Origin of the sequence: Vibrio sp. SCSIO 43153 (assembly GCF_023716625.1) — a bacterium.
Classification (GTDB): Bacteria; Pseudomonadota; Gammaproteobacteria; order Enterobacterales; family Vibrionaceae; genus Vibrio; species Vibrio rotiferianus.
Map to the genome: position 1 here is coordinate 3,191,804 of NZ_CP071855.1, position 15,341 is coordinate 3,207,144.

Genomic DNA, 15,341 nt, shown 5'->3' on the forward strand with positions numbered 1-15,341 from the left:
AGAAGCGAGAACAATTCTTGAGGGTTGGCGTTTGTGCGTCAACCCTTTTTGTTTTTTGGGATTCGGTTCATTTTACCTCTCTAAGGACAAGTTCTATCTAAACGTCTTGCACTAGCCCTCAAACAACAAATCTCAATTCCTATAGCAAAGCGCTCTCGAAGCATAGCGTTCTAACCTCTTGCTTCAAAAAAACAAAAAAGGCACCCGAAGGTGCCTTTTCTTTTAAGCTCTTAACGATTACTCGTCAGATGAGAAGCCAGCGTTTAGAAGTGCAGCTAGGTTATCTGTTGCTTGTTCAGCAGATGGACCTTCTTGCTCTTCAGCACGTTTAGCTTGACGCTCTTGGTGGTATGCGAAACCAGTACCAGCTGGGATCAGACGACCAACAATTACGTTCTCTTTCAGACCACGTAGGTCATCACGCTTACCAGAAACCGCAGCTTCTGTTAGTACGCGAGTTGTCTCCTGGAACGATGCCGCAGAGATGAACGACTCAGTCGCTAGAGATGCCTTAGTGATACCTAGTAGCTCACGCTCGAAACGTGCAGGCTCTTTGCCTTCAGCTTCTAGGTTACGGTTAGCAATCTTAACTTGTGAGTATTCAACTTGCTCGCCAGGTAGGAACTCAGAGTCACCTGCGTGAGTAATTGTACACTTACGTAGCATCTGACGAACGATAGTCTCGATGTGCTTATCGTTAATCTTAACGCCTTGTAGACGGTAAACTTCTTGTACTTCGTTAGCGATGTACTGAGTTACAGCGTGTACGCCACGTAGACGTAGGATGTCATGTGGAGACTCTGGACCATCTGCGATCACGTCACCACGTTCAACACGCTCACCTTCAAATACGTTCAACTGACGATGCTTAGGAATCATCTCTTCGTAAGCGTCACCGCCGTCACGAGTGATTACTAGACGACGTTTACCTTTCGTCTCTTTACCGAAGCTCACAGTACCTGTGTGCTCAGCAAGAATCGCAGGCTCTTTAGGCTTACGAGCTTCGAATAGGTCAGCTACGCGTGGTAGACCACCGGTGATATCTTTGTTACCGCCAGACTTCTGAGGGATACGTGAAAGTGTATCACCCACACCTACTTCCGCGCCGTCTTCGATGTTTACAATCGCTTTACCAGGTAGGAAGTAATGAGCTGGCATTTCAGTACCAGGGATCATTACGTCGTTACCTTGCTCATCAACAAGTTTGATAGCTGGACGCATATCTTTACCTGCTGCTGGGCGAGCTGCTGGATCAGTTACTTCGCTTGAAGATAGACCTGTTAGGTCATCTGTTTGACGAGAAACTGTAACACCGTCGATCATGTCTACGAACTGGATGCGACCTGCCACTTCAGTGATGATTGGCATGGTGTGCGCTTCCCAGTTAGCAACAACTTCACCAGCTGTTACTGCGTCGTTGTCGCCTTTGCTTAGCATCGAACCGTAAGGAAGTTTGTGCTTCTCTTTAGTACGACCGAATTCATCAATGATAGTTAGCTCAGATGCACGAGACGTGATTACCAGCTTCTTATCTTTGTTGATTACGAACTTAGCGTTGTGCAGTTTAACTGTACCAGTTGTCTTCGCTTGGATGCTGTTCTCTGCTGCTGCAGTAGATGCCGCACCACCGATGTGGAACGTACGCATCGTAAGCTGTGTACCCGGTTCACCGATAGACTGAGCAGCGATTACACCAACTGCTTCACCTTGGTTCACTAGGTGACCACGTGCTAGGTCACGACCGTAACACTGTGCACAACAACCGAAGTCAGAATCACAAGTAACTACAGAGCGCACTTTCATGCTGTCTACTGAGTTCTCTTCCATGATCTGACACCACTTCTCATCAATTAGAGTGTTACGTGGGATCAGAACATCTTCTGTACCTGGCTTAAGAACGTCTTCAGCTACTACACGACCTAGCGCTAGCTCAGTTAGTGCAACTTTAACATCACCACCCTCGATGTGAGGCATCATGTCAACACCCTCGTGAGTGCCACAGTCATGTTCAGTTACAACAACGTCTTGAGCAACGTCTACTAGACGACGAGTTAGGTAACCCGAGTTCGCTGTTTTCAGTGCCGTATCCGCAAGACCCTTACGAGCACCGTGCGTTGAGATAAAGTACTGAAGTACGTTTAGACCTTCTTTAAAGTTCGCTGTGATCGGCGTTTCGATGATTGAACCATCTGGACGCGCCATCAGACCACGCATACCCGCTAGCTGACGAATCTGAGCTGCAGAACCACGAGCACCCGAGTCAGCCATCATGTAGATGCTGTTAAACGATTCTTGTTGCTCTTCTTCACCGTCACGGTTAACTACCGTTTCAGATGAAAGGTTTGCCATCATCGCTTTCGCTACGCGATCGTTGGTCGATGCCCAGATATCGATAACTTTGTTGTATCGTTCGCCCGCAGTAACAAGACCAGATTGGTATTGTTCCTGGATTTCACGTACTTCTTCTTCCGCTTCTGCGATTTCAGTGTACTTAGCTGGCGGTACAACCATATCGTCGATACCAACAGATACACCAGATAGTGCCGCGTATGCGAAACCTGTGTACATGATTTGGTCGGCGAAGATTACAGTGTCTTTCAGACCTAGTTTACGGTACGCCTCGTTTAGTAGGTTAGAGATTTGCTTCTTACCTAGCTTTTGGTTAACGATGCTGTACGGTAGACCAGCTGGCACGATTTGCCATAGCATTGCACGACCGATAGTTGTATCAACCATCTTAGTCTCTGTTGTGCTGTTGCCGTCTTCGTCTACAACTGTTTCTGTAATACGTACTTTAACGCGTGCGTGAAGCTCAGCTTGCTTAGTGCGGTATGCTTTCTCAGCCTCTGCTGGGCCAGAAAGGTACATGCCTTCACCTTTCACGTTGATCTTGTCACGAGTCATGTAGTACAGACCCAATACAACGTCTTGAGAAGGTACGATGATCGGATCACCTGACGCTGGCGACAGAATGTTGTTTGTCGACATCATCAGTGTACGAGCTTCAAGCTGTGCCTCTAGAGTTAGAGGTACGTGAACCGCCATTTGGTCACCATCGAAGTCCGCGTTGTACGCCGCACACACTAGTGGGTGTAGCTGAATCGCTTTACCTTCGATTAGTACTGGTTCGAACGCCTGGATACCTAGACGGTGAAGTGTAGGTGCACGGTTCAATAGTACTGGGTGTTCACGGATTACTTCGTCTAGGATATCCCAAACTACCGCTTCTTCACGCTCTACCATCTTCTTAGCAGCTTTGATTGTAGTCGCAAGACCACGAGTCTCTAGCTTGCTGTAGATAAATGGTTTGAATAGCTCAAGTGCCATCTTCTTAGGAAGACCACACTGGTGTAGACGAAGGTATGGACCTACTGTGATTACAGAACGGCCAGAGTAGTCTACACGTTTACCTAGAAGGTTCTGACGGAAACGACCTTGTTTACCCTTGATCATATCAGCAAGAGATTTAAGAGGACGCTTGTTAGAACCTGTGATCGCACGACCACGACGACCGTTGTCTAGTAGCGCATCAACAGACTCTTGCAGCATACGTTTTTCGTTACGTACGATGATGTCCGGAGCAGCTAGCTCTAGAAGACGCTTCAAACGGTTGTTACGGTTGATCACACGACGGTATAGGTCGTTCAGATCTGAAGTCGCAAAACGACCGCCATCTAGTGGTACTAGAGGACGTAGATCTGGCGGAAGAACTGGAAGTACAGTAAGGATCATCCACTCTGGGTTGTTGCCAGATTGAATAAACGCTTCTACCAGTTTCAGACGCTTAGTTACTTTCTTACGCTTAGTTTCAGAGTTAGTTGTTTCTAACTCTTCACGCATTTGTTCTGCTTCAGCGTGCATATCCATAGAACCTAGTAGGTCCTTGATTGCTTCTGCACCCATCTTAGCAGTGAACTCGTCGCCCCACTCTTCTAGACGATCTAGATACTCTTCTTCAGTAAGCATCTGAGATTTTTCTAGATCAGTCATACCTGGCTCTGTTACTACGTACATTTCGAAGTAAAGAACACGTTCGATATCACGTAGAGGGATATCCATTAGTAGACCGATACGAGACGGTAGCGATTTTAGGAACCAGATGTGAGCTACTGGTGAAGCTAGCTCGATGTGGCCCATGCGGTCACGACGAACTTTAGTTTGTGTAACTTCTACACCACACTTCTCACAGATAACACCACGGTGCTTCAGGCGCTTGTACTTACCACAAAGACATTCGTAGTCTTTAACTGGACCAAAGATACGCGCACAGAACAGACCATCGCGTTCAGGTTTGAACGTACGATAGTTGATCGTTTCAGGTTTTTTAACTTCACCGAAAGACCATGAACGGATCATGTCTGGTGAAGATAGACCGATTTTGATTGCATCAAATTCTTCGGTCTTATGCTGTGCTTTTAGAAAGTTTAATAAGTCTTTCACAATCAGCTCCTGTAAGGAGTTAAAAGGAGCTCACCCGCTAAAGTGAGCACCTTCTACCAAATAATCGCTTTATATCTCTCTCAACCTTGGTCGAGAGGGAAAGAGATTACTCTTCGTCTTCTAGCTCGATGTTGATACCTAGCGAGCGAATCTCTTTCAACAATACGTTGAACGATTCTGGCATACCAGGTTCCATGCTGTGGTTACCGTCTACGATGTTTTTGTACATCTTAGTACGGCCGTTAACGTCATCCGACTTAACCGTTAGCATTTCTTGTAGAGTGTAAGCAGCACCGTATGCTTCTAGTGCCCATACTTCCATCTCACCGAAACGCTGACCACCGAACTGAGCTTTACCACCAAGTGGCTGCTGAGTTACTAGGCTGTACGAACCAGTTGAACGAGCGTGCATCTTGTCATCAACAAGGTGGTTCAGTTTCAGCATGTACATGTAACCTACAGTTACAGGACGCTCAAACTGGTCACCTGTGCGACCATCAAACAGTTTTAGCTGACCAGATTCTGGTAGGTCTGCTAGTTTCAGTAGCGCTTTAATAGACGCTTCTGGTGCACCGTCAAATACTGGAGTCGCGATTGGTAGACCGCCACGTAGGTTCTTGATCAGAGTACGAACTTCGTCATCAGATAGAGAAGCAATGTCTACTTTCTGGCGAGTTTCGCCTAGATCGTAAACTTTCTGTAGGAACTCGCGGAATTTCGCTAGTTCTTGCTGCTCTTTAACCATCTGGTTGATCTTGTCACCGATACCTTTCGCTGCCAGACCTAAGTGTACTTCTAGGATCTGACCGATGTTCATACGCGAAGGTACACCCAGTGGGTTAAGTACGATGTCTACAGGCTGACCTTTTTCATCGTATGGCATGTCTTCAACAGGGTTGATCTTAGAGATTACACCCTTGTTACCGTGACGACCCGCCATCTTATCACCAGGCTGGATGCGACGTTTAACCGCTAGGTAAACCTTAACGATCTTCAGTACGCCAGGTGCTAGATCATCACCTTGTGTGATCTTACGACGCTTAGTTTCGAATTTCTTATCGAAGTCAGCTTTTAGCTCGTCCCACTGCTCTGCTAGTTGTTCTAGCTGAGTTTGTAGAGCGTCATCTTCTAGCGTTAGTTCTAGCCACTTCTTACGATCAGTTGCGTCTAGTTTCGCTTCAGAGTAACCGCCATCGATCAATACAGCGCGAACACGGTTTAGAAGGCCACCCTCAAGAATCTGGAATTCTTCAGTTAGGTCTTTCTTCGCTTCTTTAAGCTGCATTTGCTCGATTTCAAGCGCACGCTTGTCTTTCTCTACGCCATCGCGAGTGAAGACTTGAACGTCGATAATCGTACCTGAAACAGAGTTAGGCACACGTAGTGAAGTATCTTTAACGTCAGATGCTTTTTCACCGAAGATTGCACGTAGTAGCTTCTCTTCAGGCGTTAGCTGGGTTTCACCTTTAGGTGTTACTTTACCAACTAGGATGTCGCCACCCTTAACTTCAGCACCGATGTAAACGATACCTGACTCGTCTAGTTTAGACAGAGCAGATTCACCTACGTTTGGAATATCAGCAGTGATCTCTTCAGAACCAAGCTTAGTATCACGCGCCACACAAGTAAGTTCTTGAATGTGGATAGTCGTGAAGCGGTCTTCTTGAACTACGCGCTCAGATACTAGGATCGAGTCTTCGAAGTTGTAACCGTTCCAAGGCATGAACGCGATACGCATGTTTTGACCAAGCGCTAGTTCACCTAGGTCTGTTGAAGGACCATCAGCAAGAACATCACCACGTGATACTGGTTCACCTGGCATTACACATGGGCGCTGGTTAATACATGTGTTCTGGTTAGAACGTGTGTATTTAGTCAGGTTGTAGATGTCGATACCAGCTTCGCCTGGTACTAGTTCTTCTTCGTTCACTTTAACAACGATACGAGAAGCATCTACTGACTGGATTACACCACCACGTTTAGCAACTGCAGTTACACCTGAGTCAACTGCTACGTTACGTTCAATACCAGTACCAACAAGCGGTTTGTCAGCTTTCAGTGTTGGAACTGCCTGACGTTGCATGTTCGCACCCATCAATGCACGGTTCGCATCATCGTGTTCTAGGAACGGGATAAGCGATGCAGCGATAGATACAACCTGGTTTGTCGCAACGTCCATGTACTGAGCGTGCTCACGAGGGTGTAGACCAGATTCACCTTTTTGACGAGCTGTGATCAGCTCATCTGCAAAACCGCCTTCTTCAGTTAGCGCAGCGTTAGCCTGTGCGATAACGAATTGGCCTTCTTCGATTGCAGATAGGTAATCTACTTCGTCTGTAACAACGCCATCTACAACGCGACGGTATGGCGTCTCTAGGAAACCGTACTCGTTACAACGCGCAAACGCAGATAGAGAGTTGATCAGACCGATGTTTGGACCTTCCGGCGTTTCGATAGGACATAGACGACCGTAGTGAGTTACGTGTACGTCACGTACTTCGAAGCCAGCACGTTCACGAGTTAGACCGCCAGGACCCAATGCAGAAATACGACGCTTGTGCGTTACTTCTGATAGCGGGTTGTTTTGGTCCATGAACTGTGAAAGCTGTGAAGAGCCAAAGAATTCTTTAACTGCTGCTGAAATAGGCTTAGCGTTGATTAGATCTTGAGGCATGATTGCATCAAGGTCACCAAGGCTTAGGCGCTCTTTCACTGCACGTTCAACACGCACAAGACCAACACGGAATTGGTTCTCAGCCATTTCGCCTACAGAGCGGATACGACGGTTGCCTAGGTGGTCGATATCGTCCACTTCGCCTTTACCGTTACGGATCGCAATAAGCTTCTTCATCACTTCGATGATGTCTTGCTCGTCAAGCGTACCTTGTTCTAGAGCATCTTCACGCTCGATAGAACTGTTGAACTTCATACGGCCAACAGTTGATAGGTCATAGCGCTCTTCAGAGAAGAATAGGCTTTCGAATAGAGCTTCTGCAGCTTCTTTTGTTGGTGGCTCACCAGGGCGCATCATGCGGTAGATTTCTACCAGTGCAGAAATACGATCAACAGTGCTGTCGATACGTAGCGTTTCTGACATGAATGGACCGTGGTCTAGATCGTTCGTAAATAGAACTTCTAGCGCTTTATGGCCAGCCTGAGATAGGTTCGCTAGAGCTTCCAGGCTAATTTCCTGGTTAGCGTTTACGATGATCTCGCCTGTTGCTTCGTTAACGTAGTCTTTCGATGCAACTTTACCAACGATGTACTCAACTGGTACTTCGATGTGATCAACGCCATCTTTTTCTAGTTGGCGGATATGACGAGCTGTAACGCGACGACCTTGCTCAACGTAAGTCTTACCGTTCGCTTCGATATCGAATGACGCAGTTTCACCACGTAGACGATCTGGAACCAACTCCATAAGTAGAGTTTGGTCTTTCACTTCGAAGTTCACTTTCTCGAAGAAGATATCTAGGATTTCTTCTGACGTTTTACCAAGTGCACGAAGGATGATCGATGCTGGTAGCTTACGACGACGGTCGATACGTACGTATAGGTTATCCTTAGGATCGAACTCAAAGTCTAGCCATGAGCCACGGTAAGGAATTACACGTGCGTTATATAGAACTTTACCTGAAGAGTGGGTCTTACCCTTATCGCTGTCGAAGAACACGCCTGGGCTTCGGTGCAGCTGGGATACGATAACCCTCTCGGTACCATTGATTACGAAGGTACCATTGTCTGTCATAAGCGGAATTTCGCCCATGTAGACTTCTTGTTCTTTAATGTCTTTTACAGTACCTGCTGGTGCGTCTTTATCAAAGATTACTAGACGTAGTTTTACGCGTAGTGGCTTTGAGTAAGTTACACCGCGGATTTGACATTCTTTAACGTCAAAAACTGGCTCACCAAGACGGTAGCTAACGTATTGCAGCTCAGAATTGCCGTTGTAGCTCTGAATTGGGAATACAGAACGGAAAGCAGCTTCAAGACCGTATTGACCTTCAGGATCCTGTTCGATGAATTTGTCGAACGAATCGAGCTGGATCGATAGCAGGTATGGAATGTCCAAAACTTGTGGACGAGTACCAAAGTCCTTACGGATGCGCTTTTTCTCGGTATAAGAGTAAACCATGGGGTTCCTCAGCTCGCTGATAAGTGACCCAAACTGTCCGCCCGCTCCTAGTTACTTAAGGGGGGTAAGGGACAGTGACTAAATAGCTGTTTACTGTAGTGACATTCCATTGCGAAAGAATGAAATGTTTTTTGCATGGATATGAGGCGCTTAAACAGCGGGAAAATTCGCCTATACCCTACAGCGCAAAAAGGCCGGTGGTTAAAAAACCACCAGCCAATTAGCCGTTAGGCTAAGAAACTATGCAATAATTACTTAACAGCAACAGTTGCACCAGCTTCTTCTAGCTGAGCTTTAAGAGCGTCAGCTTCTGCTTTGTCAACACCTTCTTTAAGAGGTGCTGGAGCGCCGTCTACAAGAGCTTTAGCTTCTTTAAGACCTAGGCCAGTTGCGCCACGTACTGCTTTGATTACAGCAACTTTGTTACCGCCAGCAGATTCTAGGATTACGTCGAATTCAGTTTGCTCAGCAGCAGCTTCGCCTGCAGCAGCGCCGCCAGCTACAACAGCAGCAGCAGCAGAAACACCGAATTTCTCTTCCATTGCTTCGATTAGTTCAACAACTTGCATTACAGACATTTCTGCAACTGCGTCTAGGATTTGCTCGTTAGTGATAGACATAACAATTCTCTTTTAAATCAACAATAAGTTTAAATAGCAACCAGTGAAAAGCAAGGCTTACGCAGCAGCTTCTTCTTTTTGGTCGCGTAGTGCAGCGATAGTACGTACCAGCTTGCCTGCAGAAGCTTCTTTCATGCACATCATTAGGCGTGCGATAGCTTCGTCGTAAGTTGGTAGTGTCGCTAGTACTTCAGCGTCAGTTAGCGCGCCTTCAAATGCAGCAGCTTTGATCTCGAAGTCTTTGTTCTCTTTAGCGAAGTCTTTGAAAAGACGCGCTGCAGCACCTGGGTGCTCATTAGAGAATGCGATTAGAGTAGGACCAGTGAAAGTGTCAGTTAGACACTCGTACTCAGTACCTGCAACCGCACGACGCATAAGTGTGTTACGAACAACACGTACGTAAACACCAGCTTCACGAGCTTGTTTACGTAGTGATGTCATAGCGCCAACTTCTACGCCACGAGAATCAGCTACAACTGCAGAAAGTGCACCACTGGCAGCTTCGTTGACTTCAGCAACAATTGCTTTTTTGTCTTGAAGGTTTAAAGCCATCTTGGATTTACTCCTGGTTGTCGTTACACCACTCACTATCATCACGACAGTGAGAGTTATTCAGGTGCTTCCCAGAAGAAAGGTAACTATTTACATAGAGCTTTCTGTCAGTTCGGGCACCATCTACGTAGGGAATATTAAGCCTTCATTTAAAAATAAAGTCAGACACCTACGGTCTTGGACGGAGACTGGGTCTTAATTCATTTAGAACCAAAGTTCAGCCCCAACCACAAATATTAGGCGCAAAATTATACACAAATTTTGCGCCTAAGCAAATAAATTATGCTTGAGTGTTCAGGCTAGCCTGATCAACAGCAACACCAGCACCCATAGTAGTAGAGATGCTTACTTTCTTCAGGAAAGTACCTTTCGCTGAAGATGGCTTAGCTTTCTTCAGAGCAACTAGAAGTGACTCTAGGTTCTCTTTGATCTGCTCAGCAGAGAAGTTTGCTTTACCGATAGTAGTGTGGATGATGCCGTTTTTGTCGTTACGGTAACGAACCTGACCAGCTTTAGCGTTTTTAACTGCTTCAGCAACGTTAGGAGTTACAGTACCAACTTTAGGGTTTGGCATAAGACCGCGAGGACCTAGGATAGTACCTAGTTGACCTACAACGCGCATTGCATCTGGAGAAGCAACAACTACGTCGAAGTTCATTTCGCCTTTCTTAACTTGCTCAGCAAGATCTTCCATACCAACGATGTCTGCGCCAGCTTCTTTAGCTGCTTCAGCGTTTGCACCTTGAGTGAACACTGCAACGCGGATTTCGCGGCCAGTACCGTGAGGTAGTACAGTTGCACCACGTACGTTCTGGTCAGATTTACGAGCATCGATGCCTAGGTTAATAGCAACGTCAACAGATTCTACGAATTTAGCAGTCGCTAGTTCTTGAAGAAGAGCTACAGCTTCGTTGATTTCGTACTCTTTAGTTACGTCAACTTTTTCGCGGATTACGCGCATGCGCTTAGTTAGTTTAGCCATCTTATTAACCCTCTACCACTAGGCCCATTGAACGAGCAGTACCAGCGATTGAACGCTTCATTGCTTCGATGTCAGCACCAGTCATATCAGCAGCTTTAGTTTCTGCGATTTCTTGGATTTGAGCGTCAGTTACAGTACCAACTTTTTCAGTGTTTGGACGACCTGAACCAGACTTAACGCCAGCAGCCTTCTTAAGTAGAACAGCAGCAGGTGGAGTCTTAGTTACGAACGTGAAAGAACGGTCGTTGTATACAGTGATAACAACTGGAGTAGGTAGACCTTTCTCTAGAGATTCTGTTTTCGCGTTGAACGCTTTACAGAATTCCATGATGTTAACACCGTGTTGACCTAGTGCAGGACCAACTGGTGGACTTGGGTTCGCCATACCAGCTGCAACTTGTAGCTTGATGTAAGCTTCAACTTTCTTAGCCATGATAATTCCTAAGTTTGGGTACAAACGCTAATCACTGATCAGCTCCCCGTTTGTGAAAAAACTCTTTACTTCACGAGAAGTAAAAAGGCGCGAAATTATAGTCATAATTCGCGCCTTAGACAACCCTTAAAAAGGTGTTTTTTTAATCAAGTTTTTCAACCTGACCAAATTCAAGCTCAACTGGTGTTGCGCGACCAAAGATCGACACAGACACTTTCAGGCGGCTCTTCTCATAATCTACTTCTTCAACAGTACCATTGAAGTCAGCAAATGGACCTTCGTTAACACGTACCACTTCACCCGCTTCGTACATAGTACGTGGACGAGGAGCTTCACTCGCCTTCTCAAGACGGTTAAGAATAGCGTCAGCTTCTTTATCTGTGATAGGTGCTGGACGGTCGGAGGTACCACCAATGAAGCCCATGACACGCGGCACACTGCGTACTAAGTGCCATGATTCATCGTTCATAATCATCTGAACAAGGACGTAACCAGGGAAGAACTTACGCTCAGATTTGCGACGCTGACCCGCGCGCATTTCCACTACTTCTTCAGTAGGAACCAGTACTTCACCGAATAGCTCTTCCATGCTGTGCATTTTGATATGCTCGCGAAGAGACTGAGCTACACGACCTTCAAATCCAGAGAAGGCTTGAACCACATACCAGCGTTTTTTTGGAGCTTCACTCATGAATTAAAACCCTCTATACCCCAGTCGCTAGAGCTACTAGACGAACCATAATGCCGTCAATACCCCAAAGCGCTAGAGCCATTACAATACTTACAGCTAAAACGATCAGTGTTGTTTGCATGGTTTCTTGGCGAGTAGGCCAAACAACCTTACGAACTTCCATACGAGATTCTTTTGCAAAACTGATCGCTGCTTTACCTTTAGTTGTTGTTGCTGCAACGCCAAGAGCAGCTGCAATTAGAACAACAACGCCTGCAGCACGAACCACTACAGACATTTCACCATACAGGTAATTACCCACAACAGCGGCCGCTGCTAATACGAAAGCGGCAATCCACTTAAACGTATCGGCTGCGTTTGAGCTATCAGGAGTTTCAGCATTATTTGCTTTCATAAACCAACCTGTCACAAGTCTTACTATAGACGACAACAACCCCGCTGTTGCAGGGCAAACTCCATATCGCTGAAAAAATCAGCGTTACACTCTTAAGATTAAGCCTCACTGGCCAATCTTGCTCTGCTCTCAACCAAATTCTGAACAATAAAACAGCTAAAAAAAAGTTGAGTGCAGAAAAAGGGCATCAAATGATGCCCTTTTTGCTACTGGTTCGTCAAATCTAATTCAAGATTTTCCGAAGACATTCGGCAATTCGTTAAGAATTAGTCGAAGATCTTAGCAACAACACCAGCACCTACTGTACGGCCACCTTCACGGATAGCGAAACGTAGACCTTCGTCCATAGCGATAGGAGCGATTAGCTCAACTTGCATTTGGATGTTGTCGCCTGGCATTACCATTTCTACGCCTTCTGGTAGAGAGATGTCACCAGTTACGTCAGTTGTACGGAAGTAGAACTGTGGACGGTAGCCTTTGAAGAATGGAGTGTGACGACCACCTTCATCTTTAGAAAGCACGTATACTTCTGACTCGAACTTAGTGTGTGGGTTGATTGACTTAGGAGCTGCTAGTACTTGACCACGCTCTACTTCGTCACGTTTAGTACCACGTAGAAGTGCACCAACGTTCTCACCCGCACGACCTTCGTCTAGAAGCTTACGGAACATCTCAACACCAGTACAAGTAGTAGTTGTAGTTTCTTTGATACCTACGATTTCTACTTCGTCACCTACAGTTAGGATACCGCGCTCGATACGACCAGTAACTACTGTACCACGACCTTGGATTGAGAATACGTCTTCGATAGGCATTAGGAATGGCTGATCGATTGCACGCTCTGGCTCTGGGATGTATGAATCTAGCGCTTCTGCTAGTTCAACAATCTTAGCTTCCCACTGCTCTTCGCCGTTTAGTGCGCCTAGTGCAGAACCTTGGATAACTGGTAGGTCATCACCTGGGAAGTCGTACTCAGATAGAAGTTCACGAACTTCCATTTCTACTAGTTCTAGTAGCTCTTCATCGTCAACCATGTCACATTTGTTCATGAATACGATGATGTAAGGGATACCAACCTGACGGCCTAGTAGGATGTGCTCACGAGTTTGTGGCATTGGACCATCAGTAGCAGCAACTACAAGAATACCACCGTCCATCTGTGCAGCACCAGTGATCATGTTCTTAACGTAGTCCGCGTGTCCTGGACAGTCAACGTGCGCGTAGTGGCGAGTTGGAGTATCGTACTCTACGTGAGAAGTAGCGATTGTGATACCGCGCTCACGCTCTTCTGGAGCGTTATCGATAGATGCGAAGTCACGAGCAGCACCGCCGTATACTTTAGCAAGTGTTGTACAGATAGCTGCAGTTAGAGTTGTTTTACCGTGGTCAACGTGGCCGATAGTACCAACGTTTACGTGCGGTTTTACACGTTCAAATTTTTCTTTAGACATGAGTAGTCCCTCTAGGTACGGATTTAGGTGGCCCGAATTGACCACGCAACCAAAAAAGATTATTGGTAAATCTTATATCAAAAGGAGATAACTTTGAGAGCTGGTGCTGATAGGCAGACTCGAACTGCCGACCTCATCCTTACCAAGGATGCGCTCTACCACCTGAGCTATATCAGCACTCAAATTAGAGTGGAGCGGGCAGCGGGAATCGAACCCGCATCATCAGCTTGGAAGGCTGAGGTAATAGCCATTATACGATGCCCGCAACACGTAACTCTGAGAGCTATTTCCTAAAGAATATGGTGGAGGGGGACGGATTCGAACCATCGAAGGCAGTGCCGGCAGATTTACAGTCTGCTCCCTTTGGCCACTCGGGAACCCCTCCAAATTTTAAAGCCATTCTAACTACTAAAGGAAAGAATGGTGCCGACTACCGGAATCGAACTGGTGACCTACTGATTACAAGTCAGTTGCTCTACCTACTGAGCTAAGTCGGCATAAGTGGTGCGCATTCTATTGAATGATTTTCTAGGTTGCAATAGCTATTTTAAAAAAAAACGTAATTTTCTTCTTTTTAGATTTGTTTGCTGCAAAATCATACAAACCTCGCTTTTTAAAGCAAACTTTCGAGCTTTGTCGTTTGCTTTGCCCAGAGCTTGTTGTATGTTCTTGCTCTCGATGAAACCAAGGATAAAAGAGATCCATGAGTCCATTTTTGTCATTCGATCGTGCAGAGTGGGCAGAATTACGTAATTCTGTTCCGATGACACTCTCTGCAGACGATCTAGCTGCGCTTCAAGGCATTAATGAAAACCTCACTATGGAGGAAGCGGTAGAGATCTACCTTCCCTTGTCTCGCCTATTGAACTTATATGTTCAAGCTCGCCAAAGTCGCAATACAGTACTACAGCAGTTTCTTAATACCGAAGAACATGCTCCGCCATTTGTTATTGGTATTGCGGGCAGTGTGGCTGTCGGCAAAAGCACTACAGCTCGACTACTCAGAGCACTACTGTCTCGTTGGGATAACCACCCAAAGGTTGCGCTGGTGACAACCGACGGTTTCTTGTATCCAAAGAAAGTTCTGGAAGAGAAAGGAATCATGCACCGTAAAGGTTTTCCAGAGTCTTACGATATTAAACGCTTGGTGGAGTTTGTTTCTGATGTCAAAGCTGGTCAACCAAACTTAGAAGTACCAGTCTATTCACATATTACCTATGACATTACTGATGAGCGGAAAAAAGTCGATCGTCCAGACGTATTGATTATTGAGGGGTTAAACGTCTTACAAAGTGGAATGGATTACCCGCATGACCCGCATAGAGTGTTTGTTTCTGATTTTCTAGACTTCTCAATCTATGTTGATGCTGAAACAGAGACCATCGAACAATGGTATATCGAACGATTCTTGAAGTTTAGAGGCGGGGCATTTACCAAGCCCGGTTCTTACTTTAGTCATTACACTCAGCTCACTGAAGATGAAGCGAAGAACAAAGCAAAAGACATTTGGCAAAGCATTAATGGACTCAACTTGGAACATAATATACTTCCGACTCGAGAGAGAGCCCATTTAATCCTGCATAAAGGCCCAAGCCATTTGGTTGATAAGGTATCGTTGCGGAAATAGTGCCTACCTATACGCA

At 46.0% G+C, this 15,341-nt stretch carries 10 protein-coding genes and 4 tRNA genes; 1 reads left to right on the plus strand and 13 read right to left on the minus strand.

The annotated features are described in order from the left end of the window. Positions 1-237: 237 nt before the first annotated feature. From rpoC to J4N37_RS15270, 13 genes are all read right to left on the minus strand, one after another. Entirely contained in the window at positions 238-4,440 is a 4,203-nt protein-coding gene (gene rpoC, locus J4N37_RS15210; protein ID WP_045390538.1) for a DNA-directed RNA polymerase subunit beta', read from the minus strand. Between the two features lie 106 nt (positions 4,441-4,546). Further along, positions 4,547-8,575: a DNA-directed RNA polymerase subunit beta gene (gene rpoB / locus J4N37_RS15215; protein WP_010444401.1), complete on the minus strand. Its 4,029-nt coding sequence runs from the start codon at positions 8,573-8,575 to the stop codon at positions 4,547-4,549. A gap of 251 nt (positions 8,576-8,826) precedes the next feature. Beyond that, positions 8,827-9,195, minus strand: coding sequence for a 50S ribosomal protein L7/L12 (rplL, locus tag J4N37_RS15220; protein WP_010444402.1), 369 nt, complete (start codon positions 9,193-9,195; stop codon positions 8,827-8,829). Positions 9,196-9,252: 57 nt separating this feature from the next. After that, positions 9,253-9,747 (minus strand): 50S ribosomal protein L10, encoded by a 495-nt coding sequence (gene rplJ, locus J4N37_RS15225; RefSeq protein WP_010444404.1) that lies wholly within the window; start codon positions 9,745-9,747, stop codon positions 9,253-9,255. 280 nt (positions 9,748-10,027) lie between these two features. Further along, on the minus strand, positions 10,028-10,729 hold the full coding sequence (gene rplA, locus J4N37_RS15230; protein WP_010444406.1) for a 50S ribosomal protein L1: 702 nt from the start codon (positions 10,727-10,729) through the stop codon (positions 10,028-10,030). Positions 10,730-10,733: 4 nt separating this feature from the next. Further along, positions 10,734-11,162 carry a 50S ribosomal protein L11 gene (gene rplK / locus J4N37_RS15235; protein WP_005451125.1) on the minus strand — a complete coding sequence of 143 codons (429 nt, stop codon included), beginning with the start codon at positions 11,160-11,162 and terminating at the stop codon, positions 10,734-10,736. A 142-nt stretch (positions 11,163-11,304) separates the two neighbouring features. Next, complete coding sequence (gene nusG, locus J4N37_RS15240) at positions 11,305-11,853, minus strand: transcription termination/antitermination protein NusG (protein WP_005451123.1); 549 nt, start codon at positions 11,851-11,853, stop codon at positions 11,305-11,307. 13 nt (positions 11,854-11,866) lie between these two features. After that, a complete protein-coding gene (secE, locus tag J4N37_RS15245) occupies positions 11,867-12,247 on the minus strand; it encodes a preprotein translocase subunit SecE (RefSeq protein WP_005451121.1) in 381 nt (126 codons plus the stop codon). Positions 12,248-12,513: 266 nt separating this feature from the next. Then, positions 12,514-13,698: an elongation factor Tu gene (tuf, locus tag J4N37_RS15250; RefSeq protein ID WP_088880292.1), complete on the minus strand. Its 1,185-nt coding sequence runs from the start codon at positions 13,696-13,698 to the stop codon at positions 12,514-12,516. 101 nt (positions 13,699-13,799) lie between these two features. After that, positions 13,800-13,875 (minus strand) — tRNA-Thr (locus J4N37_RS15255). Positions 13,876-13,888: 13 nt separating this feature from the next. Continuing rightward, positions 13,889-13,963, minus strand: a tRNA-Gly gene (locus J4N37_RS15260). 35 nt (positions 13,964-13,998) lie between these two features. Further along, positions 13,999-14,083, minus strand: a tRNA-Tyr gene (locus J4N37_RS15265). A 36-nt stretch (positions 14,084-14,119) separates the two neighbouring features. Further along, positions 14,120-14,195, minus strand: a tRNA-Thr gene (locus tag J4N37_RS15270). A 206-nt stretch (positions 14,196-14,401) separates the two neighbouring features. On the opposite strand from J4N37_RS15270, the gene coaA reads away from it, so the two are divergent. Next, a complete protein-coding gene (gene coaA / locus J4N37_RS15275) occupies positions 14,402-15,325 on the plus strand; it encodes a type I pantothenate kinase (protein WP_038887814.1) in 924 nt (307 codons plus the stop codon). Positions 15,326-15,341: the final 16 nt, after the last annotated feature.

Bases quoted from the DNA above. Each gene is read 5' to 3' on its own strand.
- secE (WP_005451121.1), bottom strand. From the start codon at position 12,247: ATGAAAGCAAATAATGCTGAAACTCCTGATAGCTCAAACGCAGCCGAT.
- rplJ (WP_010444404.1), bottom strand. From the start codon at position 9,747: ATGGCTTTAAACCTTCAAGACAAAAAAGCAATTGTTGCTGAAGTCAAC.
- rplK (WP_005451125.1), bottom strand. From the start codon at position 11,162: ATGGCTAAGAAAGTTGAAGCTTACATCAAGCTACAAGTTGCAGCTGGT.
- nusG (WP_005451123.1), bottom strand. From the start codon at position 11,853: ATGAGTGAAGCTCCAAAAAAACGCTGGTATGTGGTTCAAGCCTTCTCT.
- tuf (WP_088880292.1), bottom strand. From the start codon at position 13,698: ATGTCTAAAGAAAAATTTGAACGTGTAAAACCGCACGTAAACGTTGGT.
- rplL (WP_010444402.1), bottom strand. From the start codon at position 9,195: ATGTCTATCACTAACGAGCAAATCCTAGACGCAGTTGCAGAAATGTCT.
- rplA (WP_010444406.1), bottom strand. From the start codon at position 10,729: ATGGCTAAACTAACTAAGCGCATGCGCGTAATCCGCGAAAAAGTTGAC.
- rpoB (WP_010444401.1), bottom strand. From the start codon at position 8,575: ATGGTTTACTCTTATACCGAGAAAAAGCGCATCCGTAAGGACTTTGGT.
- coaA (WP_038887814.1), top strand. From the start codon at position 14,402: ATGAGTCCATTTTTGTCATTCGATCGTGCAGAGTGGGCAGAATTACGT.